This is a genomic window from Micromonospora echinaurantiaca (assembly GCF_900090235.1).
GTDB lineage: Bacteria > Actinomycetota > Actinomycetes > Mycobacteriales > Micromonosporaceae > Micromonospora > Micromonospora echinaurantiaca.
Genome location: NZ_LT607750.1, coordinates 727,299 through 750,676 on the forward strand (window position 1 = coordinate 727,299; position 23,378 = coordinate 750,676).

Below are 23,378 nucleotides of genomic sequence, written 5' to 3' on the forward strand. Positions count from 1 at the left end.
GCGGCCGGAGGCGAGGATCGGGAACCCCGACCGATGATTCCCCCGACTCCGACCATGACCGACGACCGGGAACCAGCGCCGGGACTGACGGCCGACGATCGGGGCCCGCGCAGCGAGCGCCGGGGACCGAGAGCCGCGCAGCGAGCGCGGGGATCGAGGGCGGCGGTCGAGGACCGGGGTCAGCGGGCGATGGCCCAGGCCAGGATCGCCGCGAGGATCAGCCCGTTCAGCACGGCCAGCCCCAGGTACGCCGCCGGCGGGATCTTGCGACCCTTGCGGACGAAGGTGACCAGGACGGCGGCGTACGCCAGCAGCAGGACGGCGATGACGACCAGGAAGTAGAACACCCGACGACCTTAGCGGCCCCCGCGTAGGCCGAGTTGGCGCAGCTCCAGTGCGGCCAGCGCGTCGACCGTGGCGTCGTCGCCGCGCCGCCACGCCTCGGCCACGTCCGGCGCGATCCGGGTCAGCCGGCCCAGCGGTTGGGTGGCCAGCGCGCGCAGGGCCAGCAGGTCCCGGCCCGCGGGTGCGGCGGCCAGCTTCGCGGCGGACCCGGCGCGGCGCATCCAGCGCACCCGCAGCGGCAGCCAGCCGAAGAGCACCAGGGCGAGCGGGAACACGAGTACCGCGACGGCGAGGGCCAGGGCCAGCTGGTCGACCAGCTCCTGCTGGTCCCGGCCGGCCTCGGCCAGCGACCGGGCGGCACCGGCGGCCCGCTCGAACGGCGCGGTCAGTTCGTCGCCGACCAGCGGCACCCGGCCGACCTTGCCGCCCGCCTCGGCCAGGTTGTCGGCCAGTCCGCCGCCGGCCCCCTCCAGCTTCTGCCCGGGTACGGCGAGCTTCTGCACCAGGTCGTGCAGCCAGAGCGCGCCGCGCACCGCGGCGTACACCCAGGCGACGACGAGCAGGTCGGTGATCAGCTGACGGACGGCGATGGGGAAGCGATCAGCGTAGATCTTCACGCCGGACAGCGTGCCACGGCCGGCCCTCGGCGGCATCCCGCCGGCGCGGCCCGGAGGGGGTGCTCAGCCGGCGCAGGTCGGGCAGGTGCCGAAGATCTCCAGGGTGTGGCTGACGTCGGCGTAGCCGTGCTGGGCGGCCACCCGCTCGGCCCAGGTCTCCACCGCCGGGCCGGCCACCTCGACCGTCCGGCCGCAGGCTCGGCAGACCAGGTGGTGGTGGTGCCCCTCGCTGCACCGGCGGTAGAGGTGCTCGCCGCCGGGCGGCCGCATCACGTCGATCTCGCCCGCGTCGGCCAGCCCCTGCAGGGTGCGGTAGACAGTGGTCAGCCCGACCCGCTCGCCGCGCTGGCGCAGCATGGCGTGCAGGTCCTGTGCGCTGTGGAAGCCCTCCATCTCGGCCAGCAGGGCGCTGACCGCGGAGCGTTGGCGGGTGTTGCGGACCGCCGAGCCGCTGCTCATGATCCCTCCCCGGCATGGCTGACCGCGTCGGCCACGATGTGCGCCACATGCTCGTCGACCAGCGTGTACGCGATCTCCCGGCCGCGCCGGGAGCCGCGCACCACGCCCGCGCCGCGCAGCACGCGGAGGTGCTGGGAGACCAGCGGCTGCGCGACGCCGAGCTTCTCCACCAGCTCGTGCACGCAGCGCTCGCCCGCGGCGAGTTCGCTGACGATGGCCAGCCGGATCGGCGCCGACAGAGCGCGCAGCAGCTCACTCGCGCCCTCGTACGCGTCGTAGCCTGACCCGCTGCTCACCGGATAACGGTAACCAATCCCGCCGCGACAGTGCCGCACGGGCTCAGTGGAGCACCACCTCGTGCGGTTCGGGCGCCGGCTCGGGCGTCGGCGTGCTCCGCCGGCGGAGCACCCGCCACGCGGCCCCGGCCCCGGCGACCACGGCGAACGAGGCGATCGCCAGCAGCACCACCGAGGCGCCCGGGGCGGTGTCGGCGGTGGCCGCCACCCAGACGCCCGCGCCGGCGGCGAACAGGCCGAGCGCCATCGCCGCCGTCATGGTGCTGCGGAAGCCCTTGGTGACCTGCTGCGCCGTGGCCACCGGCACCACCATCAGCGCGCTGATCAGCAGTACGCCGACCGCCCGCATGGCGATGGTCACGGTCACCGCGGTGGTGACCGCGATGAGCAGGTTGAGGGTGCGGACGGGCAGGCCGGAGACCCGGGCGTACTCCTCGTCGTGGCTGACCGCGAAGAGCGCCGGGCGCAGCGCCAGCATGGTGACCAGGATCGCCACCCCCAGCACGGCGATGGTGGTCAGGTCGGCGGGGGAGATGGTGGTCAGCGACCCGAACAGGTAGGCGTTGAGGTTGGCGCTGGTGCTGTCGGAGAGACCGACCAGCATCACGCCGCCGGCGATGCCGCCGTAGAAGAGCAGCGCCAGGGCCAGGTCGCCGGAGGTGCGGCCGCGGGAGCGGACCACCTCGATGGTGATCGCGCCGATGGTCGCCGCGATCACCGCGACGAGCACCGGGGAGCGGTTGAGCAGCAGACCGGCGCCGACGCCGGTGAGCGCCACGTGGCCCACCCCGTCGCCGATCAGCGCCAGCCGGCGCTGCACCAGGTAGATGCCGAGCGCCGGGGCGGCCAGCCCGATGACCAGCGCGCCGATCAGGGCACGCTGCATGTAGGGGTACTGGAAGAGTTCCATGGTCAGCTGCTCCAGAGCCCGGCGGGCTCGTCGGGACCGTGCGGGTGCACGTGGTCGTGGTCGGGCTCGGCGTGGTGGCCGGCCGGCTCGGGCACCGCCCCGTCGTGACAGATGCCGCCCTCGTGCACGACCACCGCGCGGCTGATCAACGGGCGCAGCGGCCCGAGTTCGTGCGCCACCAGCAGCACCGTCCCGCCGCCGGCGACGAAGTCGCGCAGCGCCCCGGCGAACGCCTCCTGGCTGTGCGCGTCCACCCCGGCGGTGGGCTCGTCGAGCACCAGCAGCTCGGGCCGGCCGGCCAGCGCCCGGGCGATGAGGGTGCGCTGCTGCTGCCCGCCGGAGAGGGTGGCGACCGGGTCCCTGGCCCGGTCGGCGAGCCCGACGGCGGCCAGCGCCGCGTCGACGGCGGCCCGGTCGGCCGCGCCCGGTGGGCGGAGCACCCCGCGCCGGGCGAGCCGGCCGGAGGCCACCACCTCGCGCACCGTGGCCGGTACGCCGCCGCCGGCGCCGAGGCGCTGCGGGACGTACCCGATCCGGTGCCACTGCCGGAACCGCCGCAGCGGTCGGTCGAAGAGGGTGACCGATCCGGCGCTGAGCGGGACCAGCCCGAGCACGGCGCGGATCAGCGTCGACTTGCCGGAGCCGTTGGCGCCGAGCACGGCGACCACCTCGCCGGCGGTCACGTTCAGCGAGACGTCCCGCAGCACGGGGCGGCCGTCGTAGCCGACCACCCCGTGCGTGACGGTGATGACAGGTGCGCTCACGAGCAGCTCAACGCCGTCCGAAGGGTCTCCAGGTTGGTATGCATCACCGAAAGGTAGTCCCCGCCGTGGTCGGCGGACAGGCCTTCCAGCGGGTCCAGCACGGCGGTGCGGGCGCCGACTTCGGCGGCGATCGTCTCGGCCACCTTCGGGCTGACCAGCGTCTCGAAGAAGATCGTGGTGGCGCCGTGCTCGCGGGCCTCCTCGGCCACCTCGGCCAGCCGCTGCGGGGCGGGCTCGACCTCCGGGCTGAGCCCGGTGAGGCCGATCTGCTCCAGCTTGTAGCGCTCGGCCAGGTAGCCGAAGGCGGTGTGGCTGACCACGATCTCCCGGCGCTGGCAGGTCTTCAGCCCCTCGGTGTACTCGGCGTCCAGCTTCGCCAGGTCGGTGCGGAGCGCCGCGGCCCGGGCGGTGTAGTCGGCGGCCCGGTCCGGGTCGGCCTGGCCGAACCGCTCGGCGAGCCGGTCGGCCACGGCGGACAGCCGGGTCGGGTCGAGCCAGAGGTGCGGGTCCTTGCCACCGGTCTCGTCGGCGTGCCCGGCCTCCTCACCCTCGTGCTCGTGCTGGTGCCCGCCGGCGCTGGCGTCCAGCAGCGGCTGCACCGTGGCCACGTCGAAGGAGCGGTCGGCGGCGTTCTGCGCGACGGCCTCGTCCACGGCCGGCTGGAAGCCCTTGAGGTAGACCACCAGCTCCGCCTCGGTGACCTGGCCCACCTGGCGCGGGTTGAGTTCCAGGTCGTGCGGCTCGGCGCCCGGCTTGACCAGGTTGCTGACCGCGGCCGCGTCCCCGCCCACCCGCTCGGCGACGAACTGCAACGGGTAGAAGGCGGCCACCACGTCGACCCGCTGCGGGTCGGCGCCGGCCGCGCCGTCGTCGGAGCAGGCGGCCACGCCGCCGAGGGCGAGCAGGGCGGTGGTGGCTGCGGCCAGGGCGCGCGGAGCGGTGCGGAAGTTCATGACGTCAACTGTCCGCGCGAACGATAATGATTGTCAAAAACGCATGATTGCATGTCAGAGCAGCTTCACCAGCCCGGCGGTGATCAGCAGGGTGAGCACCAGCAGCCGGATCACCCGGGTCTGCGGGGTCTGCACCGACCAGGTGGTGACCAGCAGCGCGGCCATCCCGGCGGCCAGCAGCAGGGTGAGCAGGCCGCCCGCCACGCCCGGGGTGAAGAAGGCCACCAGCACCAGCACCAGCGTGACCAGGAACACCGTCGTCGGGTTCGCCCGGGCCAGCCGACCCGGCAGGGAGCTCTGCGTACGCTGCATCCCACAGACTCTACGAGGAGGTGGCCGGTGCTGGTGACCAACCGGTTCGTGGTCGAGGTCGATGTCGCCGAGGCGTTCACCGAGCGGGCGCACGCCGCCCTCGCGGCGCTCGCCGCCCGACCCGGCTACCTGCGCGGCCAGTTGGTCCGGGCGCTGGACGACCCGCGGCACTGGTGCCTTCTCACCGAGTGGGAGTCGGTGGGCACCTACCGGCGCGCCCTGGGCGGCTTCGACGTCAAGGTCACCGCCGTCCCGCTGCTCGCCGAGAGCCTGGACGAGCCGTCCGCGTACGAGGCGCTGGCCACCGCCGCCCCCGGTGGCGAGGTGGTGGTCGCGGCGAGCGATCGGGCCGCTGGTCCTTACCGCTGAGCCCGCGGGCACTACCCTGCTCCTATGACCGCTCCCGGACCGGCAGCCCCCTCGCCGTACCCCCAGCTGCCCGGCCACGAGGGTGCTCAGCCGCCTTCGGTACCCGGGCCGCCGGCGGAGCCGGGCGCGCCCACGCCGCCGCAGGGGCCCGGGGTGGCCCCGCCGTTCGCGGCGCCGCCGACCGAGGGGCGGCGCACCCGGCTCTGGCTCGGCCTCGGCGCCGGGGCGCTGGCGGTGCTGATCTGCTGCGGCGGTGGCGGCGCGGCGGTGGTCGGGCTGGCGGTCAGCGGGGTGCAGGCGATCGAGGAGCAGGGCCGCACCGTCTCCGGGGACTACTACCAGGCGCTGGTGGAGCGGAAGTTCGGTGCGGCGTACGACCAGCTCTGCGACGACGCGCAGCGGCGCGAGTCGCGGCGCGAGTTCGAGCGGCGGGTGGCCGCCGAGCCGCAGGTCGCCGCGTACCGGGTCGGCGAGGTCGACACCACCGACCTGACCGTGCCGGTCGACGTGACCTTCAGCGGCGGCCGGCAGGAACGCCAGCAGGTGATCCTCGGGCAGGACCGGCAGACCGGTGGCCTGGAGGTGTGCGGGGTCAACTGACCCGCCCCCGGTATTCTGCTGGGCTCGGGACCCTGCTGGCCGTACCGTTGTCCCGAACTGCTCGTTCCGTCCACATCACGTCCCCGCCGACCGCCAGCCGGCGTAGGAGGAAACATGCCAGCCGACCGTATCGACGCCGTCGTCAGCCTCGCCAAGCGCCGGGGCTTCGTCTTCCCCTCCAGTGAGATCTACGGAGGCACCCGGTCGGCCTGGGACTACGGTCCGCTCGGCGTCGAGCTCAAGGAGAACGTCCGCCGGCAGTGGTGGAAGACCATGGTCCAGCAGCGCGACGACGTGGTCGGCCTGGACTCCGCGGTGATCCTGGCCCGCGACGTCTGGGCCGCCTCCGGCCACCTGGACGCCTTCGTCGACCCGCTGACCGAGTGCCAGTTCTGCCACAAGCGGTTCCGGGCCGACCACCTCGAGGAGGCGTACGCCGAGAAGCACGGCAAGCCGCTGGCGTCGCTGGCCGAGCTGAACTGCCCCAACTGCGGTAACAAGGGCACCTTCACCGAGCCGAAGATGTTCAACGGTCTGATGAAGACCTTCCTGGGCCCGGTGGAGAGCGACGAGGGGCTGCACTACCTGCGCCCGGAGACCGCCCAGGGCATCTTCGTCAACTACAAGAACGTCGAGACGGTGGCCCGCAAGAAGCCGCCGTTCGGCATCGCGCAGACCGGCAAGTCGTTCCGCAACGAGATCACCCCGGGCAACTTCATCTTCCGCACCCGCGAGTTCGAGCAGATGGAGATGGAGTTCTTCGTCGAGCCGGGCACCGACGAGCAGTGGCACGAGTACTGGCTGCGGGAGCGCTGGAACTGGTACCTCGACCTCGGCCTGTCGGAGGACAACCTGCGCTTCTACGAGCACCCCAAGGAGAAGCTCTCGCACTACTCGAAGCGGACGGTGGACATCGAGTACCGCTTCCAGTTCGGCGGCACCGAGTTCGCCGAGCTGGAAGGCATCGCCAACCGCACCGACTTCGACCTCTCCACGCACAGCAAGCACTCCGGCGTCGACCTGTCCTACTTCGACCAGACCAAGGGCGAGCGCTGGGTGCCGTACGTCATCGAGCCGGCCGCCGGCCTCACCCGGGCGGTGCTGGCGTTCCTGCTGGAGGCGTACGACGAGGACGAGGCCCCGAACACCAAGGGCGGCGTGGACAAGCGGACCGTGATGCGGTTCGACCCGCGGCTGGCCCCGGTCAAGGTGGCGGTGCTGCCGCTGTCCCGCAACGAGGCGCTCTCGCCGAAGGCCAAGGACCTGGCCGCCACGCTGCGCAAGCGCTGGGTGGTGGAGTTCGACGACTCGCAGGCGATCGGCCGCCGCTACCGCCGGCAGGACGAGATCGGCACCCCGTTCTGCGTGACCGTCGACTTCGACACCCTCGACGACAACGCGGTGACCGTGCGGAACCGGGACACCATGGCCCAGGAGCGGATCTCGCTGGACCAGGTCGAGCGCTACCTGATCGAGCGCCTGCCCGGCTGCTGAACCCCGACCGCGACGGCCCCGCCCCGATCCCGGGGGCGGGGCCGTCCGCCGTTGCGCACCATCCGTGAGCATTTTCCGGGCGATCCGGACCAATCACCTGGTCGGTCGAGGTCAGCGGTCACCCGGTGGTTGAGCGGCCCATGATCTCGTGCGAGCATTCCCGGCGTTGAATCTCGTCACGGGGGTGTGCATGACGCGCGCGTCGCAGGACCACGACCACGACCCGAACCGCCGGCGGCTGCTGCGCCGGGCGGCCACGGTCGCCGCCACCACGGCCGGCGCTGGCGTCGCCGCCGCGGTCGGCCTGCCCGGCACGGCCCAGGCCGCCCCGGGCGACAACCTCGTCATGGGTACGACGAACGACGCCGGCCCGGCCACCACCACGGTGACCACCACCGCTGGGGAGGCGCTCGACCTCCAGGCGAGCGGCGGGGCGCCGCTGCGGCTCGTGCCCAGCGAGAGCCTCTACCCCCAGGTGCTCGACTCCGAGGTGGGCACGCTCGCCGTCGACGACATGGGCGACCTGTTCGTCCGGGCGGGCGTCGACAGCGGGGAGAACGGCACCAACGGCTGGGCCTACACCAGCGAGTGGGCCACCACGTCGGTGGCCGTGCCGCCGACCCGGGTGCTCGACACCCGCAACGCCGACCTGCGCCGCCTGATCGTCTCGGGCGCGGACACGCTGGACTCCACCGGCCGGCTGACCCCCGGCAAGCCCATCGTGGTCAGCCTGGACTCCTACGTCCGGGACGGCTACGCGATGAAGGGCAACGTCACCGTGGTGGGGATGACCGGCTCCGGCGTGCTGACCGTGTGGGGCGCCGGCCCGCGGCCCGCCACGTCGACGTTGAACTGGTCGACCGCCGGCACGATCCTGTCCAACTTCCTCTTCACCGAGCTCGGTGCCAGCGGGGCCTTCCGCAGCGTCATCACGATCCAGGCGACCACCTCGCCGACGCACGTGATCGTCGACCTGACCAGCCTGCTGGTCGGCCACCCGAGCCAGGTCGGCGGTGGCGCGTAGCCGCCGGGACGGTCGGCGTGCCCGCGCCGCCGTCCGGACCGCCAGCCGTAGACCAACCCAGCCAACGGGGGAATGAGATGACTTCGTCCGAACCCGACCGCACCGCGTCGCGGCGTGGCCTGCTGCGCAAGGCCGCCGTGGCCGGTGGCGCCGCCGTCGCGGCCACCGCGGTGACCACCGCGAACGCCACGCCGGCCAGCGCCGCCTCGGGTGACCCGCTCACCATCGGCCTGCCCAACGAGGCCGCCGGCACCACCGCCGTCCTCAGCTCGGCGCCGGGCGCGACGCTCGCCCTGAAGAACTCCACCGGCGCGCCGCTGCACCTCAAGCGGCAGGACGTCACCAGCCCGGAGCACGGCTCGATCTTCCCCACCCGCGCCGGGTTGGGGTACAGCGTGCACGAATCCGGCGTGCCGGTCCGGTACGAGGCGCACACCACCGCCAACTCGACCATGCTGGTGCCGATCCCGCCGACCCGGATCCTGGACACCCGCAGCGCCGCCGGGCGGGCCCGGCTGGTCGAGGGCGCCGGCCGGATCGACTCGCAGGGCCGGGCGGTCGCCGACAGCTTCCTGGTGGTGCACCTGCAGGGCATCGCCGAGTACGCCGACGGGATGTTGGGCAACATCACCGTCGCCAAGACCGAGAAGGCCGGCTTCGTCACCGTCTACGGCCGGGGCGACCGCCCGAACGCCTCCACCATCAACTGGTGGAGCGCCGGGCAGCTGCTCTCCAACGGCGTGATCACCCAGCTCGGCGCGTACGAGACGGCCAACGGCGACTACTACCCGGACGTGGTCGGCATCTACGTGCCGAAGGCGAGCGCCACCGCGCTGATCCTCGACGTGACCGGGCTGCTGGTCTTCCACCCCGACTCGGCGGTCATCAACAGCCCCAAGACGACCGCCCGCACGTCGCTGGCCGCGGAGTCCGGCACTGCCGAGGTGCGGGCCCGCCAGATCAAGGCGCTGGCCGAGCGCGGCGACCGGGAGGTGCGGACCGGTGAGTGACCACGGAACCGAGGAGAGCAGCAGCATGAGCGCCGACGAGCAGCCGTCGACCAGCCGGCGTCGGATCATCAAGGCCGGCGTGGTCGCTGGTGCCGGCGCGGGCGTCGGCGCGGTGGCCGCCGCCGCGCCGGCGAGCGCCGACCCGGGGGACCCGGTGGTCCTGGGCGCCCTGAACAACGCCCAGGGCTCGGAGACGGTGCTGGTGGGCGGTTCGTCGGCGAACCCCACGCTGGCCCTGCGCGGCGCGCCCGGCCAGGCGCCGCTGCGCTTCTCGCCCGAGCCGGACAACCTGCTCCCGACGGAGATGCCCACCGGCTCCCTCGCGGTCACCACCGAGGGGAACCTGGTCATCGGTGGCCGGAGCAACACCAAGGCGTACGTGAACACCTCCCGGTGGGCGAACCGGACGGTGGCGATCCCGCCCACCCGGATTCTGGACACCCGCGCGGTGCCGACCTCCACCACCTACGACAAGTACATCGTCGGTGGGCGGGCCAACGTCGACAGCAGCGGCCGGCTGAAGGCCAAGACCGCCATCCAGTTGACGATCAGCGGGCTGCCCGACGTCACTCCGGGCCAGGCGCAGGCGGCGTACGTCAACATCACGGTGGCCGGGACGGTCGCGGCCGGCTTCCTGACCGCGTACAGCGCCCAGCTGCCCCGGCCGGGTACCTCGTCGCTGAACTGGTGGGGGCCGAACCAGATCCTCTCCAACCTGGTCGAGGTGCAGGTCGGGACCTACAGCAACCGGCCGTACACGTTCACGATCTACACCGACAGCACCACGTCGGTGATCGTGGACGTCTCCGGGCTGATCCTGGCCAACCCGGCCAGCTGACCGGCGGCGGTCGCCGCCGCGGTGCGAGTTCGCTCACCATCGCGGCGGCGACCGGCCACCGGCGCCGGGCCGCCCCGGCCGGCGTGGGATTCTTGGGTACGTGACCAGTCCCGCCGTTCCCGCGCTCCGCCCGCTCACCCTCGGGCGGCACCAGGTGTGGCCGCCGGTGGTGCTCGCCCCGATGGCCGGCATCACGAATGTCGGTTTCCGTCAGCTCTGCCGGGAGCAGGGCGGCGGCATCTACGTCTGCGAGATGATCACCACCGTCGCGCTGGTGGAGCGGAACCCCAAGACGCTGCGGATGATCGCGTTCGGCGCCGACGAGCGGCCGCGCAGCCTCCAGCTCTACGGCACCGACCCGGAGACCACCGCCGCCGCGGTGCGGATCGTGGTCGAGAAGGACCTCGCGGACCACATCGACCTGAACTTCGGCTGCCCGGTACCGAAGGTCACCCGCAAGGGCGGGGGCGCGGCGCTGCCCTGGCGGCGCCGGCTCTTCGCCCGGCTGGTGCGGGCCGCGGTGGAGGCCGCGTCACCCGCCGGGGTGCCGGTCACGGTCAAGATGCGCAAGGGCATCGACGACGACCACCTGACGTACGTCGAGGCGGGGCTCGCCGCCCAGGAGGCCGGCGTGGCCGCGGTGGCCCTGCACGGGCGTACGGCCGCGCAGCGCTACTCGGGCACCGCCGACTGGGACGCCATCGCCACCTTGAAGCAGGCGCTGGACGTGCCGGTGCTCGGCAACGGCGACATCTGGGAAGCCGACGACGCGCTGCGGATGGTGGCGCACACCGGCGTGGACGGGGTGGTGATCGGCCGGGGCTGCCTGGGCCGGCCGTGGCTCTTCGCCGACCTGGAGGCCGCGTTCGACGGCCGGCCGGAGCGGCGGCTGCCCACCCTCGGCGAGGTCGCCGCGACCATGCGCCGGCACGCCGAGCTGCTGGTCGAGCAGTTCAGCGCCGGGGCGCGTACGCCGGCGCGGGGCGAGCGGGACGGCTGCACCGACTTCCGCAAGCACGTCGCCTGGTACCTCAAGGGCTTCCCGGTCGGCAGCGAGCTGCGCCGCGAACTCGCGATGATCGACAGCCTGGCCCAGCTCGACGACCTGCTCGGCAAGCTGGACCCGACCGAGCCGTTCCCGGTCGCCACGCTGGGCCAGCCGCGCGGCCGGACCAACTCGCCGGGCAAGGTCTTCCTACCGGACGGCTGGCTGGCCAGCCGGGACGACGACACCGTCCCCGAGGGCGCCGAGCTGGCCGACTCCGGCGGCTGAGCCGACGCGCTCCGCGCTGGGCCCGGCCCTCCCGCGCGCTGGGCACGGGCTCCTGCGCCCGGCCCTCGGATACGACGAAGGGCCGGCCCCGGGTGGGGTCGGCCCTTCGAGCGTTGTTCGGTTGCGTCAGGCGGTGTAGCCGCGGGTGGCGATCCAGTCGGCCAGCGCCTCGGTGGTGATCCAGTAGGAGGCGGTGTCCGGGTTGGCCGAGTCGGCGATCTTCACCGTCTCGCCGCCGTCGCGGTACCCGACGACGCTGATGTAGTGCCCGCCCTCGAAGGAGTGGGTGTTGCCGTCGGTGTCGGTGGCGGTGCCGGCGATGTTGGCGACCACGGCGCGGCCCTCGTTGACGGCCTTGACGATGTCGGCGCGCAGCTTGTCGGTCTGCTTCTCGTCGGCCAGGCTGCCGGGGATCTCGACGCTGCGGTAGACGTCCTTACCGGTCTCCTTGTTCAGCACCGGTGTGATGTCGTTGATGGAGTCGGTGCCGGCCTCGGTGGTGCCCATCTCCTCGGCCACGGCGTCCATGTCGATCTCCTTGCCCTGCACGCTCAGCGCGTTGCGGGCGGCGGCGGGGCCGCAGTAGTAGAAGTTCGGCTGGGCCTCGTAGCGCACGCCCAGTTCCCGCTCACCGTGCTTGCGGTCGGTGGTCACCGACGTCGAGGGCTGCTGCTCGGCGATGGCGTAGGCGGCGGTGATCGGGCCGGCGATGGCGCCGCCCGCGAAGGCGAGGCCGGCAGCGGTCAGAGCGGTCTTACGCAGCATGTCGGTACGCATGATGATCACAAGCCTTTCGATCCGGGGGAAACACGGCACACCCAAGGGGGGTGGTGGGCCGTGGGTGAGGAAAGGGTCGTGCGAAAGGGTGGATCGCTCCGGGCGGCGCGGGGGCCTGCTCGGGCGTCCGGGGATGTAACCATCCGGGCCGGCCCCTGATTCCGGGGTTCGGCGCCCGGGCCTGTTCGGCCTGTCCGGGGACACGGCCGTGGCCTGTCCGGGGTTGTTCAACGACCCGGGCTGGCCGGCCATTCCGGGGGCGTCGGCCGGGAGCCTGTTCGGCCCGTCCGGGGATTGGTCAACGACCCGAGGCCGGTAGGCATTCCGCCCTGCAATCCGGCTGGGCCGCTCCAACCGCATGCCAGCACCCGGGGGGTGTGGCGCGGGTATGCCATGTTCAACGACCCCGACCCGCCACCGATTCCACCCCCAGCGTGGCCCCGACCACGCCACAGCCGCACCCAAACCACCCAACCCGGCACAGCCGGACACACGCCGAAACGGACATCCCGGCCCTCACCCGGCACCACGACTGCACCGGCCCGCCGGCGCAAGCGTGGGCCGACCGGCACGCTGTGGAGCTGATGGCGCCAACGACTCACCACGCACCCCCGGTGATCCACACCGTGTCGGGGACATGGGGGTGTCCGCCGGCTCGGGATGCCGCCACATCGCCGACACGGAGTGGATCACGACTGCAAGAGCACCCTGGGCCAGTGCGCAGGGGTGCCAGGGCGTCGCGACGCCAGCGCCGACCGATCGCCCGACAGGCGTGATGACTCAGCGGCATATTTATGACTCTGAGGTATCACGCCGGTGCGGAACTGCCCGCTCCGGCCACGACACGCCCGAGCCGGCCGCCGCCACTGACGCCCGGTTGGCCCCGTTGCTGTTTCACCCCGTTGCACGGTTGGCTGCGGCACGGACGGGACGGATGAGTCGTCTGCGACATCAGCTCCAAAGGGCGCGGCCGGACGGTAGCTGGCCGCTGAGGGCTGGGCGTGGACAGCCAGTCCCAATGAGCGGTAGCCAAAGTGATGGAGTTTGGGGCAGCGGCCGGTAGTCGAGTCGACGGAGCACCAGCCCGACCCTGGCCACCTCGCCGGCACAGTCCATCCCGGCTGGCGACGACACCACCAGCGGCGGCGACCCGGCCGGGTGGGCCGGGGCCGGGGGCCGGGGCCGAGGGCCGGGTCGGGGGCCGGGGCCGGGGGTTGAGGGCCGCGGGGCCGAGGGCCGGTGGTCGGGGCCGGGGGCCGGGGGCCGGGGGTTGGGGGTTGGGGGTTGGAGGCCAGTTGCCGGAGTGTCGGGCGGGCCGGGCCCGGTGGTCGGGCCAGCCGCCGATCCCGGACGCGGGGTCGGCGGCTGGTCCGTTGCCAGCTGGGAGTCAGACGGACGGGGCGGTGGCCGGTGCGTCGTCGGGGCCGGGCTGCGTCGGGATCGCGGGCCGCGGACCCGCAGGCATCGGACCCGCAGGTACCGGAGCCGCCGCCGGAGCGGCCGCCGGGGCCGCCGTCGGAGCCTCCGCTGGGACCTCCGCCGGGGCCTCCGTCGGCCAGGACACCTCCGGCGAGCGGTGGAAGGTGATGCCCGCGGCGGTCCAGCGTGGGCCGTGCCCGGCCAGCCGGTCGCGGAACCGGTCCCAGTCGTGCGTGGCCCGCGGCGACCAGCCCAGCTCGGCCAGGGCGGGCAGCCGGGGAAAGAGCATGAACTCGACCTCGGGCAGCGAGGTCACCGACTCGGTCCAGAGCGGCGCCTCGACGCCCAGCACCGCCGTCTCCGGCACGCCCGTCACGTGCGCGCCCGGATCCCACTCGTAGGACCGCCGCAGGTCGATCAGGCCGGCCCAGTCGTGCCCGATCGGGGTGTCCGGGGCGTACTTCATGTCCAGGTAGGCGTGGTTGCCGGGGGAGAGGAGCAGCCGGGCGCCCCGGCGTGCCGCCTCGGCGGTGGTCGGGTCGTCGGCGTCGGTGCCCCACCACTGGAGCACCCGGCCGTCGACGTGCCCGGCGGGCGCGAGCTGGTGCCAGCCGACCACGGTCTTCCCGAGGCCGGCGACGATCCGCTGCGCCCGCTCGACGAAGCCGGTGTACGCCTCCCGCTTCACCTTGAACGCCTCGTCTCCGCCGATGTGCAGCCACGGGCCCGGCGTCATCGCGGTCACCTCGGCGAGCACGTCGGTGACGAAGTCGTACGTCCGCTCGCTGGCCGGGTCGACGTAGCTGAAGCCGACCTCGGTGCCGGTGTACGGCGTCGGCACGGTTCCCGCCGGGGCCAGTTCGGGGTACGCGACCAGCGCCGCGTTGGTGTGCCCGGGGAGGTCGATCTCCGGCACCACGGTGATGTGCCGCTCGGCCGCGTACGCGACGATCCGCTGGTAGTCGGCCTTCGTGTAGAACCCGCCGGGGCCGTCGCCCACCTCGCCGACCCCGCCGACGGCGGCCAGCCGCGGCCAGGAGTCGACGGCGATCCGCCAGCCCTGGTCGTCGGTGAGGTGCAGGTGCAGGTGGTTGAGCTTGTACCGGGACAGGTGGTCGACCACCCGCAGCACGTCCTCGACGCCGAAGAAGTGCCGGGCCACGTCGAGCATCGCACCCCGGTAGGCGAACCGCGGCCGGTCGGTGATCGACCCGCCGGGCAGCGCCCAGCGCTCGGCGACCGGGGTGCGGCTCTCGATCGCCGCCGGCAGCAGCTGGCGCAGCGTCTGCACGCCGTGCAGCAGTCCGGCCGGTCCGGCCGCGGCGATGCGTACCCCCGCAGGGGTGATGTCCAGCTGGTAGCCCTCCGGGCCGAGGGTCTCGTCGTCGACCAGCACCAGCGCGATGCCGCCGGCCGGCTCGGGCCGGGCGGCGTCGGTGACCGGCAGCGGGTATCCGGTGGCCGGGCGGAGCAGCGCGGCCAGCTGCTCGGCCACGGCCAGCGCCGCCGGCCCGGTGCTGACCCGGATCACCGCGTCGGGAGTCAGCAGGTAGTCGGCGCCGGGGTCGGGCCGGACCTGCTCGGGGGCCGGCACCACGTCGTCGAGGCGGACCGGGGCGGGCGGGGCGAGCAGATCACCGGCGGCCCGGGCGGCGGTGCGCGCCAGGTCGGCGGCGGCGGGCTCGCGCAGCGGCAGCCGGCCCTGATCGGCGGCGGACTGCTGGCTCAGCGCGGGTCCGTCCTGGTCGGCGGCGGAGGGGAGGGTGGACACGGCAGCGGCTCCCGGGTGTATTCGCGGCGGTTATGGCAAAGGTGAAGTTCACCGAAACGCGTGCCGTCAAGGGTACGAGGGGAGGCCGGGATTGCGTGATCGTGCGCATGGAAGCGTTCCCAGAAACCGGCACGAACGCGGATAGTCGTGATGGCTGTGCCTATTGTCACCGAACGGTCCCAGCCCACCCGTTGTTCGCTTAACCTTCGCCCACCGACTGGCGTGGCACCGGATTACCGGCGGCCGGCCGCGGGGTATTGGGAGCAACTAAACCTTCGTTAAGTGTCGGACCGGCGCGCGTGGGAGGCTCTGGTGGCAGCGCAAGAGACGGCGGAACACAAGTACGTCTACGACTTCGCCGAGGGCAACAAGGACCTCAAGGACCTGCTCGGCGGCAAGGGGGCCAACCTGGCCGAGATGACCAACCTCGGCCTGCCGGTCCCGCCCGGTTTCACCATCACCACCGAGGCCTGCAAGGCCTACCTCGCCACCGGATCGGAGCCGACCGGGCTGGCCGAGCAGATCGCCGCGCACCTGGAAGCGCTGGAGCGGGAGATGGGCCGGCGCCTCGGCGACCCGCAGGACCCGCTGCTGGTCTCGGTCCGCTCCGGGGCCAAGTTCTCCATGCCCGGCATGATGGAGACCGTCCTCAACGTCGGCCTCAACGACCGCAGCGTGGTCGGGCTGAGCGCCCAGGCCGGCGGCAACGACCGGTTCGCCTGGGACTCCTACCGCCGCCTGATCCAGATGTTCGGCAAGACCGTCTGCGACGTACCGGGCGAGGAGTTCGAGCACGCGCTCGACGACGTCAAGCGGGCCAAGGGCACCACCAACGACCTGGACCTCGACGCGGACGACCTGCGCGGCCTGGTCGACGCGTACAAGAAGATCTTCAGCAAGCACACCGGGCGGGAGTTCCCGCAGGAGCCGCGCGAGCAGCTCGACCTGGCCATCCGTGCGGTGTTCGAGTCCTGGAACGCCGAACGCGCGGTGATCTACCGCCGGCAGGAGCGCATCCCGGCCGACCTGGGCACCGCTGTCAACGTGGTGGCGATGGTCTTCGGCAACCTGGGTGCCGACTCGGGCACCGGCGTCGCGTTCACCCGGGATCCGGCTAGCGGCGCGCAGGGCATCTACGGCGACTACCTGGCCAACGCCCAGGGCGAGGACGTGGTCGCCGGCATCCGCAACACGGTGCCGCTGCAGGAGCTGGAGCGGATCGACAAGAAGTCCTACGACGAGCTGCTCGACTACATGGCCCGGTTGGAGGGGCACTACAAGGACCTCTGCGACATCGAGTTCACCATCGAGCGCGGCAAGCTCTGGATGCTGCAGACCCGGGTCGGCAAGCGCACCGCCGCGGCCGCCTTCGTCATCGCCGGGCAACTGGTGGACGAGGGCCTGATCGACCTGGACGAGGCGCTGCACCGGGTCAACGGCGCGCAGCTGGCCCAGCTGATGTTCCCGCGGTTCAAACTCGACCACGAGTTCCAGCCGGTGGCCAAGGGCATCGGGGCGTCGCCGGGCGCGGCCGTCGGCAAGGTGGTCTTCACCTCGGCCCGCGCGGTCGAACTGGCCGCCGAGGGTGAGTCGGTGATCCTGGTCCGCCGGGAGACCAACCCCGACGACCTGAACGGCATGATCGCCGCCAAGGGCATCCTCACCTCGCGCGGCGGCAAGACCAGCCACGCCGCCGTGGTGGCCCGGGGCATGGGCAAGACCTGCGTCTCCGGCGCCGACGAGCTGGACATCAACATCCCGCAGCGGAAGTTCACCGTGGCCGGGCAGACCGTGACCGAGGGCGACGTCGTCTCCATCGACGGCACCACCGGCAAGGTCTACCTCGGCGAGGTGCCGGTCATGCCGTCGGAGGTGGTGCAGTACTTCGAGGGCACCCTCGACCCGGAGCAGGCCGGCGACGCGTTGGTCCAGGCCGTACACCGGATCATGACGCACGCCGACGCCCGGCGGCGGCTGGCCGTCCGGACGAACGCCGACACCGGCGCGGACGCGGCGCGGGCGCGGCGCTTCGGCGCCCAGGGCATCGGCCTGTGCCGCACCGAGCACATGTTCCTCGGCGACCGCCGGGAGCTGGTCGAGCGGCTGATCCTCGCCGGCACCGACGCCGAGCGGGAGGACGCGCTCGCCGCGCTGCTGCCGTTGCAGCGCGAGGACTTCATTGAGATCTTCCGGGAGATGGACGGCCTGCCGGTCACCGTCCGGCTGATCGACCCGCCGCTGCACGAGTTCCTGCCCCCGCTGGAGCAGCTCGCGGTCAACGTGGCGGTCGCCCAGGAGCGCGGCGAGGATGTGGCCAAGGAGGAGGCCCTGCTCGCCGCCGTCCGGCGGATGCACGAGGAGAACCCGATGCTCGGCCTGCGCGGCGTGCGGCTCGGCCTGGTCATTCCGGGCCTGTTCGCCATGCAGGTGCGGGCCATCGCCGAGGCCGCCGTCGCGGTCACCCGGTCCGGTGGGTCAGCCTGCCCGGAGATCATGGTCCCGCTGGTCGGCGCGGTCCAGGAGCTGGAGACGGTACGCGCCGAGGCCGAGAAGATCATCGCCGAGGTGGTCGGCGACAGCGGCGTCGAGGTGCTGATCGGCACGATGATCGAGGTGCCCCGGGCGGCGCTGACCGCCGGGCAGATCGCCGAGGCGGCGCAGTTCTTCTCCTTCGGCACCAACGACCTGACCCAGATGGGCTGGGGCTTCTCCCGCGACGACGTCGAGGGCGCGTTCTTCTGGCGCTACCTGGAGCTGGGCATCTTCGGCATCTCGCCGTTCGAGTCGATCGACCGGGAGGGCGTGGGCCGGCTGGTCCGGATCGCCGCCGAGGAGGGCCGGGCCGCCCGCCCGGGGCTGAAGCTCGGCGTCTGCGGCGAACACGGCGGCGACCCCGAGTCGGTGCACTTCTTCCACGAGGTCGGGCTGGACTACGTGTCCTGCTCGCCGTTCCGGGTGCCGGTCGCCCGGCTGGAGGCCGGTCGAGCCGCCATCGAGACGACCGGCTCGGACAGCCGCTGACCCGCTGATCCGTACGCCCCGGCGGCGGACCCGGTCACCGGGTCCGCCGCCGGTCGCGTCTGCGGAGACCGGCGACGGCAGTGACCCTCGGTGCGGCCGGCTCAGACGGGTGGGCGGCGCCAGGTGGCGTGCGGGTGCCGGGCGACGCGCCGGGTCGGCAGCGTGGTCCGGGTGGGGGTGCGCGTGGCGAGCGGGCCGAGCGTGGCCGGCAGCGCGCTGGCGCCGACCGGGCGCCGGTGCTCCAGCGCGGCACCGGCCCGGCGGGCGACCGCGCGGGCGTCGGCGTGCAGCGCGGCGAGGTCGCCGGTGGCCTCGGTGACCAGGGTGAGCAGCGCGTCGGGGCCGGCCGGGTAGGTCACCACGCAGCCGGCCGAGGTGTGCACCACGGACTCGCGGAACTCGCCCCGGCGTGCCGTGTCGGCCACCCGGTTGCCGAGGCCGAAGCCGGCCGCCGCCAGCGCCGCCAGGTGGGTCGCGTCCGTCGTCGGCAGGTCGCTGGAGATGAGCAGGCCGTCGGTGCCGGCGAGCACCGCGCCGACGACCTCCGGGCGGCGCCCGCGCAGCCCTCGCAACTCCGTTCCCACCACGTCCTCGTCCACGCGTGTCTCCCCGTCGTGTCTCCGGTCGGTCGGTCACGTTCCGCATCGACGACGCTACCGGTGGCCCCTGCCGTCCCGCGATCCCGTGACGGTCGGCGATCGGTTGGCAACTCTCGTCTGATCGGGGGTTGCGGGCCGCCGCACCGGACGTCGCGGGCGCGCCGGGACGGTCGTCCGGGCGTACCCTGATCGACATGAGCAGCGCCTGGGAGAGCCTGACCGTCGATGCCCGGGACCCGGCCCGACTGGCCCATTGGTGGGCCGAGGCGCTGGGCTATCAGGTGGTCACCGAGAAGCCGGACGAGGTGGAGATCCGCCAGTCCGCCGACCGGCTGCCGGGCATCGTGTTCGTGCCGGTGGCCGACGGCAAGGAGGGCAAGAACCGGCTCCACCTCGACCTGCGCCCCAGCGACCAGGAGGCCGAGGTCGAGCGGCTGGTGGACATGGGCGCCCGGCACGTGGACGTCGGGCAGGGCGACGTCGGGTGGACGGTGCTGGCCGACCCGGAGGGCAACGAGTTCTGCGTGCTGCGTGAGCGCGAGGGGTGAGCGGGTCTTGCGAGCCCCCAGCCGCGAACCGGGGTGGCCCGGCAGCGTGACCAGGCCGGTGGCCGGTTGACTGTCCAGCCCGAGCCCGGCCGGCCCGGGGTGGACGACCCGGCCGAGCGCCGGGTCGAGGAGCCGCCGAAAGACTCCGGCTACGGGCGGTCGCCGTACGAGCGGGACCGCGCCCGGGTGCTGCACTCGGCGGCGTTCCGCCGGCTCGCCACGAAGACCCAGGTGCACACGGCCGGCACCGACGACTTCCTGCGTACCCGGCTCACCCACTCGCTGGAGGTCGCCCAGATCGCCCGCGAGATGGGCGCACGGCTGGGCTGCGACCCCGACGTGGTGGACACCGCCGGGCTGGCCCACGACCTGGGCCACCCGCCGTTCGGGCACAACGGCGAGGCCGCGCTGGACCAGCTCGCCGCGGCCTGCGGCGGCTTCGAGGGCAACGCGCAGACGCTGCGGGTGCTGACCCGGCTGGAGGCCAAGGTGCTGGGCCCGGACGGCTCCTCCGCCGGGCTGAACCTGACCCGGGCCTCGCTCGACGCGGTCGCCAAGTACCCCTGGCCGCGCCGCCCGGGGCAGCGCAAGTTCGGGGTGTACGCCGACGACCGGCCGGTCTTCGACTGGCTGCGTACCGGCGGCCCGGGCGGTGACCGGTGCTGCCTGGAGGCGCAGGTGATGGACTGGGCCGACGACGTGGCCTACTCGGTGCACGACGTGGAGGACGGCATCCACGGCGGCTACGTCACGCTGCACCCGCTGCTGACCGACCCGGACGAGCGGGCCGCCCTCTGCGCCGACGTCGCCGCCACCTACTCCGGCGAGTCCCCGGCCGACCTCGGTGAGGTGCTGGTCGACCTGCTCGCCGACCCGGTGCTCGCCCCGCTCGCCGGGTACGACGGCAGCCACCGCGCGCAGGCGGCGCTGAAGGCCACCACCAGCGTGTTGACCGGCCGCTTCGTCTCCGCCGCGGTGGCCGCCACCCAGGAGCGCTTCGGCGTCGGCCCGCACCGCCGGTACGCCGCCGACCTGGTGGTGCCGCGGTCGATCCGGGCCCGCTGCGCCCTGCTCAAGGGCATCGCCCTGCGCTATGTGCTGCGCCGACCGGGCGCGCGGGGTCGGTACGAGCGGCAGCGGGAGGTGATCGCCGACCTGGTCGCGGTGCTGGCCGACCGGGCACCGGACGCGCTCGACCCGGTCTTCGCGCCGCTGTGGCGGGCCGCCCCGGACGACGCCGCCCGGCTGCGGGTGGTGGTCGACCAGGTGGCCTCGCTCACCGACCCGGCGGCGGTGGCCTGGCACACGCGGCTGGTGGGCGGTACCCCGGTCGGGGACCTGCCGAAGTTAGGCTAACCTAACTGGCATGACGGAGCGCGCCAAGAAGGTCACCACCGCCCGGGTGCTGCGCACCTCGCGGCCCACCCCGCACCTGATCCGGCTGGTGCTCGGCGGCGAGGAACTGGCCGGCCTGCCGGTGGGCGAGTTCACCGACCACTACATCAAGATCCTCTTCCCGGCGCCCGGCGTCGACCACCCCGACCCGGTGGACCTGGCCGCGATCCGTCGTGACCTGCCCCGCGAGCAGTGGCCCCGGCTGCGCGCGTACACCGTGCGGGCCTGGGACCCGCTGGCCGGGGAGCTGACCGTCGACGTGGTGCACCACGGCGACGAAGGGCTGGCCGGCCCGTGGGCGGCCGCGCTGCGCCCGGGCGACCCGGTGCGCTTCGTCGGCCCCGGCGGGGCGTACGCGCCCGACCCGACCGCCGACTGGCACCTGCTGGTCGGCGACGAGAGCGCGCTGCCGGCGATCGCCGCCGCCCTGGAGCGGCTGCCCGTCGGCGCCCCGGCCGTCGCGCTGGTCGAGATCGGCGACCCGGCCGACGAGCAGCTGCTGCTCAGCCCCGGCGCGGTCCGGCTGTCCTGGCTGCACCGCGGCGACCGGCCGGTCGGTGAGGGGCTGCTGGCCGCGATCCGCGAGCTGGAGTTCCCGCCCGGTGACGTGCACGCCTTCGTGCACGGCGAGGCGACCTGGGTCAAGGAGCTGCGCCGGCTGCTCCGGGTGGAGTGGGGCGTCGCCCGGGAGCGGCTCTCCATCTCCGGCTACTGGCGGCGGGGCATGAACGACGAGGGCTGGCGTTCCACCAAACCCGAGTGGAATCGCCAGGTCGAGGCGGAGGAGTCCACCAGCCTCGCCGCCTGACCCGCCGCGACCCCCGGCGAAGCCCCCGGGCTGACGTTTCCGCGATCCCCACCGGCGGCCCCCTCCGGTCAGCAGGATGGGGTGGGGGTGCGGATGACCGAGCAGCAGGAGGCGCCGGTACACCGGGGGCGCGTCGACCCGGTGGTACTGGCGCTCAGCGTCGGCGGGGTGCTGGCCGTGGTGGCCTGGGGCGTGCTCGCCCGCGGCTCCCTGGCGGCTTTCGGGGAGTCCGGGCTGGCCTGGACGATCGGCACCTTCGGCTGGTTCTTCGTCCTGGCGGCCGACGCGTTCCTGGTGCTGGCGGTGGTGATCGCGGCGAGCCGGTTCGGCCGGATCCGGCTCGGCGCCGACCAGGACGAGCCCGAGTTCAGCTCGCTGGCCTGGATCGCGATGATGTTCAGCGCCGGGATGGGGATCGGCCTGGTCTTCTTCGCCGTCGCCGAGCCCATCCAGCACTACGCGACGCCGCCGCCGGCCACCGGCGTCGCACCGCAGACCGGCGCGGCCGGCGCGACGGCCATGCAGTACACGCTCTTCCACTGGACGCTGCATCCCTGGGGGATCTACGCGGTGGTGGCGCTGGCGCTGGCGTACTCGACCTTCCGGAAGGGCCGGGAGAACCGGATCTCCGCCGCGTTCCGTCCGCTGCTCGGCGACCGGGCCGACGGGGCGGCCGGGCGGGCGATCGACCTGCTGGCGGTCTTCGCCACCGTGTTCGGTTCGGCGACCAGCCTCGGCCTCGGCGCGCTCCAGGTCGCCGCCGGCCTCGACCTGGTGGCGGGCGTCCCGGACACGACAGCGGTGGAGCTGGTCGTGATCGGCGGGCTCACGCTGGCCTTCGTGATCTCGGCCTTCTCCGGCCTGCACAAGGGCATCAAGTGGCTCTCCACCACCAACGTCCTGCTGGCGGTGCTGCTGATGCTCTTCGTCTTCGTGGTCGGGCCGACCATCTACACGCTGGAGGTGCTGCCGGCCTCGGTCGGCGACTACCTGAGCAACCTGCTGTTCATGTCCACCCGTACCGGCGCCTTCTCCGACCCGTCGTGGCTCGGCTCCTGGACGATCTTCTACTGGGCCTGGTGGATCTCCTGGGCGCCGTTCGTGGGCACCTTCATCGCCCGCATCTCCAAGGGGCGGACGATCCGGCAGTTCCTGGTCGGGGTGCTGCTGGTGCCGAGCGGGGCCAGCGCGGTCTGGTTCGCGGTGATGGGCGGCAGCGCGCTGCGGGCGCAGGCCACCGGCGCGCGCGACCTGGTCGCGGACGTCGAGGCGGGCACCGAGCAGGCGCTGTTCGGCCTGCTGGACGCGCTACCGCTGGCGACCCTGACCAGCGTCCTGGCCATGGTGCTGATCGGGCTGTACTTCGTCACCAGCGCCGACTCCGCGTCGCTGGTGCTCGGCTCGCTGAGCTCCCGGGGAGCGCTGCGCCCGCACCGGGTGCTGGTGGTCACCTGGGGGGTGCTGATCGGCGCGACGGCGGCGGTGCTGCTGCTGGCCGGCGGGCTCGACGCGCTGCAACAGGCGACGATCATGGTGGCGCTGCCGTTCGTGGTGGTGATGCTCGGCCTGGCGGTGGCGCTGGTCCGGGACATGTCCCGGGACCCCACGGTCAACCCGCCGGCCCGCAACCGCCGTTACGGCCTGGCCGCCGCGATCCGCGCCGCCCGGTCGTACCAGGAGGAGGATCCGCCGCCGGTGCGGCGCTACCTGCGCCGCCGCCCCCGGTGACCCGCGCCCACCGCCGTCATCGCGCAGGTGCTGCACTGCGTGCACGAC

At 73.4% G+C, this 23,378-nt stretch carries 22 protein-coding genes and 1 pseudogene; 12 read left to right on the top strand and 11 right to left on the bottom strand.

The genetic code is table 11. The annotated features are described in order from the left end of the window. Nucleotides 1-179: 179 nt before the first annotated feature. The 8 genes from GA0070609_RS33495 to GA0070609_RS03430 form a co-directional block, all read right to left on the bottom strand. A complete protein-coding gene (locus tag GA0070609_RS33495) occupies nucleotides 180-347 on the bottom strand; it encodes a hypothetical protein (RefSeq protein WP_172899280.1) in 168 nt (55 codons plus the stop codon). A gap of 9 nt (nucleotides 348-356) precedes the next feature. Continuing rightward, complete coding sequence (locus tag GA0070609_RS03400; RefSeq protein ID WP_088997461.1) at nucleotides 357-962, bottom strand: hypothetical protein; 606 nt, start codon at nucleotides 960-962, stop codon at nucleotides 357-359. A 63-nt stretch (nucleotides 963-1,025) separates the two neighbouring features. After that, nucleotides 1,026-1,421 (bottom strand): Fur family transcriptional regulator, encoded by a 396-nt coding sequence (locus GA0070609_RS03405; RefSeq protein ID WP_172899281.1) that lies wholly within the window; start codon nucleotides 1,419-1,421, stop codon nucleotides 1,026-1,028. Next, nucleotides 1,418-1,717: an ArsR/SmtB family transcription factor gene (locus GA0070609_RS03410; protein WP_088992447.1), complete on the bottom strand. Its 300-nt coding sequence runs from the start codon at nucleotides 1,715-1,717 to the stop codon at nucleotides 1,418-1,420. The genes GA0070609_RS03405 and GA0070609_RS03410 overlap by 4 nt, the downstream gene beginning before the upstream one ends. 43 nt (nucleotides 1,718-1,760) lie before the next feature. Beyond that, nucleotides 1,761-2,627 (bottom strand): metal ABC transporter permease, encoded by an 867-nt coding sequence (locus GA0070609_RS03415; RefSeq protein WP_088992448.1) that lies wholly within the window; start codon nucleotides 2,625-2,627, stop codon nucleotides 1,761-1,763. A 2-nt stretch (nucleotides 2,628-2,629) separates the two neighbouring features. After that, entirely contained in the window at nucleotides 2,630-3,391 is a 762-nt protein-coding gene (locus GA0070609_RS03420; protein ID WP_088992449.1) for a metal ABC transporter ATP-binding protein, read from the bottom strand. Then, complete coding sequence (locus tag GA0070609_RS03425) at nucleotides 3,388-4,344, bottom strand: metal ABC transporter substrate-binding protein (protein WP_088992450.1); 957 nt, start codon at nucleotides 4,342-4,344, stop codon at nucleotides 3,388-3,390. Before GA0070609_RS03425 ends, GA0070609_RS03420 begins: the two co-directional genes overlap by 4 nt. 54 nt (nucleotides 4,345-4,398) lie before the next feature. Beyond that, a complete protein-coding gene (locus GA0070609_RS03430) occupies nucleotides 4,399-4,656 on the bottom strand; it encodes a hypothetical protein (protein ID WP_088992451.1) in 258 nt (85 codons plus the stop codon). Between the two features lie 27 nt (nucleotides 4,657-4,683). Here GA0070609_RS03430 and GA0070609_RS03435 point away from each other — a divergent pair, with 27 nt between their 5' ends. The 7 genes from GA0070609_RS03435 (at nucleotide 4,684) to dusB (ending at nucleotide 11,264) form a co-directional block, all read left to right on the top strand. Beyond that, the gene (locus tag GA0070609_RS03435) at nucleotides 4,684-5,025 is read left to right on the top strand and encodes an antibiotic biosynthesis monooxygenase family protein (RefSeq protein ID WP_088992452.1); all 342 of its coding nucleotides are present in this window, start codon (nucleotides 4,684-4,686) and stop codon (nucleotides 5,023-5,025) included. Nucleotides 5,026-5,049: 24 nt separating this feature from the next. After that, entirely contained in the window at nucleotides 5,050-5,625 is a 576-nt protein-coding gene (locus GA0070609_RS03440; RefSeq protein ID WP_231928517.1) for a hypothetical protein, read from the top strand. A 114-nt stretch (nucleotides 5,626-5,739) separates the two neighbouring features. Then, nucleotides 5,740-7,119: a glycine--tRNA ligase gene (locus GA0070609_RS03445; RefSeq protein ID WP_088992454.1), complete on the top strand. Its 1,380-nt coding sequence runs from the start codon at nucleotides 5,740-5,742 to the stop codon at nucleotides 7,117-7,119. 190 nt (nucleotides 7,120-7,309) lie between these two features. Further along, entirely contained in the window at nucleotides 7,310-8,143 is an 834-nt protein-coding gene (locus GA0070609_RS03450; protein WP_088992455.1) for a hypothetical protein, read from the top strand. 77 nt (nucleotides 8,144-8,220) lie between these two features. Further along, on the top strand, nucleotides 8,221-9,153 hold the full coding sequence (locus tag GA0070609_RS03455) for a hypothetical protein (RefSeq protein WP_088992456.1): 933 nt from the start codon (nucleotides 8,221-8,223) through the stop codon (nucleotides 9,151-9,153). Next, the gene (locus GA0070609_RS03460; protein WP_157748045.1) at nucleotides 9,146-9,991 is read left to right on the top strand and encodes a hypothetical protein; all 846 of its coding nucleotides are present in this window, start codon (nucleotides 9,146-9,148) and stop codon (nucleotides 9,989-9,991) included. Before GA0070609_RS03455 ends, GA0070609_RS03460 begins: the two co-directional genes overlap by 8 nt. Before the next feature lie 100 nt (nucleotides 9,992-10,091). Continuing rightward, complete coding sequence (dusB, locus tag GA0070609_RS03465) at nucleotides 10,092-11,264, top strand: tRNA dihydrouridine synthase DusB (protein ID WP_088992458.1); 1,173 nt, start codon at nucleotides 10,092-10,094, stop codon at nucleotides 11,262-11,264. Nucleotides 11,265-11,390: 126 nt separating this feature from the next. Here dusB and GA0070609_RS03470 read toward each other — a convergent pair whose 3' ends face one another. Then, nucleotides 11,391-12,041, bottom strand: coding sequence for a C39 family peptidase (locus GA0070609_RS03470; protein WP_088997462.1), 651 nt, complete (start codon nucleotides 12,039-12,041; stop codon nucleotides 11,391-11,393). Nucleotides 12,042-13,545: 1,504 nt separating this feature from the next. After that, nucleotides 13,546-15,189: pseudogene (locus tag GA0070609_RS03475) on the bottom strand (beta-N-acetylhexosaminidase); the annotation flags it as partial. A gap of 354 nt (nucleotides 15,190-15,543) precedes the next feature. Between GA0070609_RS03475 and ppdK the strand changes: the two are divergent. Next, a complete protein-coding gene (ppdK, locus tag GA0070609_RS03480) occupies nucleotides 15,544-18,252 on the top strand; it encodes a pyruvate, phosphate dikinase (RefSeq protein ID WP_088997463.1) in 2,709 nt (902 codons plus the stop codon). A gap of 101 nt (nucleotides 18,253-18,353) precedes the next feature. On the opposite strand, the gene GA0070609_RS03485 is transcribed toward ppdK, so the two are convergent. Then, a complete protein-coding gene (locus GA0070609_RS03485; RefSeq protein WP_088992460.1) occupies nucleotides 18,354-18,851 on the bottom strand; it encodes a roadblock/LC7 domain-containing protein in 498 nt (165 codons plus the stop codon). Between the two features lie 194 nt (nucleotides 18,852-19,045). Between GA0070609_RS03485 and GA0070609_RS03490 the strand changes: the two genes are divergently transcribed. The 4 genes from GA0070609_RS03490 (at nucleotide 19,046) to GA0070609_RS03505 (ending at nucleotide 23,330) form a co-directional block, all read left to right on the top strand. Beyond that, entirely contained in the window at nucleotides 19,046-19,399 is a 354-nt protein-coding gene (locus GA0070609_RS03490; RefSeq protein WP_088997464.1) for a VOC family protein, read from the top strand. A gap of 99 nt (nucleotides 19,400-19,498) precedes the next feature. Further along, nucleotides 19,499-20,755 carry a deoxyguanosinetriphosphate triphosphohydrolase gene (locus GA0070609_RS03495; protein WP_088992461.1) on the top strand — a complete coding sequence of 419 codons (1,257 nt, stop codon included), beginning with the start codon at nucleotides 19,499-19,501 and terminating at the stop codon, nucleotides 20,753-20,755. A gap of 10 nt (nucleotides 20,756-20,765) precedes the next feature. After that, nucleotides 20,766-21,602 carry a siderophore-interacting protein gene (locus tag GA0070609_RS03500; RefSeq protein ID WP_088992462.1) on the top strand — a complete coding sequence of 279 codons (837 nt, stop codon included), beginning with the start codon at nucleotides 20,766-20,768 and terminating at the stop codon, nucleotides 21,600-21,602. A gap of 93 nt (nucleotides 21,603-21,695) precedes the next feature. After that, nucleotides 21,696-23,330 (top strand): BCCT family transporter, encoded by a 1,635-nt coding sequence (locus GA0070609_RS03505; protein WP_088997465.1) that lies wholly within the window; start codon nucleotides 21,696-21,698, stop codon nucleotides 23,328-23,330. The last annotated feature ends 48 nt before the right edge of the window (nucleotides 23,331-23,378 follow it).

Coding starts and splice junctions, on each gene's coding strand:
- GA0070609_RS03405 (WP_172899281.1), bottom strand. CDS start 1,421: ATGAGCAGCGGCTCGGCGGTCCGCAACACCCGCCAACGCTCCGCGGTC.
- GA0070609_RS03415 (WP_088992448.1), bottom strand. CDS start 2,627: ATGGAACTCTTCCAGTACCCCTACATGCAGCGTGCCCTGATCGGCGCG.
- GA0070609_RS03425 (WP_088992450.1), bottom strand. CDS start 4,344: ATGAACTTCCGCACCGCTCCGCGCGCCCTGGCCGCAGCCACCACCGCC.
- GA0070609_RS03430 (WP_088992451.1), bottom strand. CDS start 4,656: ATGCAGCGTACGCAGAGCTCCCTGCCGGGTCGGCTGGCCCGGGCGAAC.
- GA0070609_RS03440 (WP_231928517.1), top strand. CDS start 5,050: ATGACCGCTCCCGGACCGGCAGCCCCCTCGCCGTACCCCCAGCTGCCC.
- GA0070609_RS03445 (WP_088992454.1), top strand. CDS start 5,740: ATGCCAGCCGACCGTATCGACGCCGTCGTCAGCCTCGCCAAGCGCCGG.
- GA0070609_RS03450 (WP_088992455.1), top strand. CDS start 7,310: ATGACGCGCGCGTCGCAGGACCACGACCACGACCCGAACCGCCGGCGG.
- GA0070609_RS03455 (WP_088992456.1), top strand. CDS start 8,221: ATGACTTCGTCCGAACCCGACCGCACCGCGTCGCGGCGTGGCCTGCTG.
- GA0070609_RS03470 (WP_088997462.1), bottom strand. CDS start 12,041: ATGCGTACCGACATGCTGCGTAAGACCGCTCTGACCGCTGCCGGCCTC.
- GA0070609_RS03490 (WP_088997464.1), top strand. CDS start 19,046: ATGAGCAGCGCCTGGGAGAGCCTGACCGTCGATGCCCGGGACCCGGCC.
- GA0070609_RS03500 (WP_088992462.1), top strand. CDS start 20,766: ATGACGGAGCGCGCCAAGAAGGTCACCACCGCCCGGGTGCTGCGCACC.
- GA0070609_RS03505 (WP_088997465.1), top strand. CDS start 21,696: ATGACCGAGCAGCAGGAGGCGCCGGTACACCGGGGGCGCGTCGACCCG.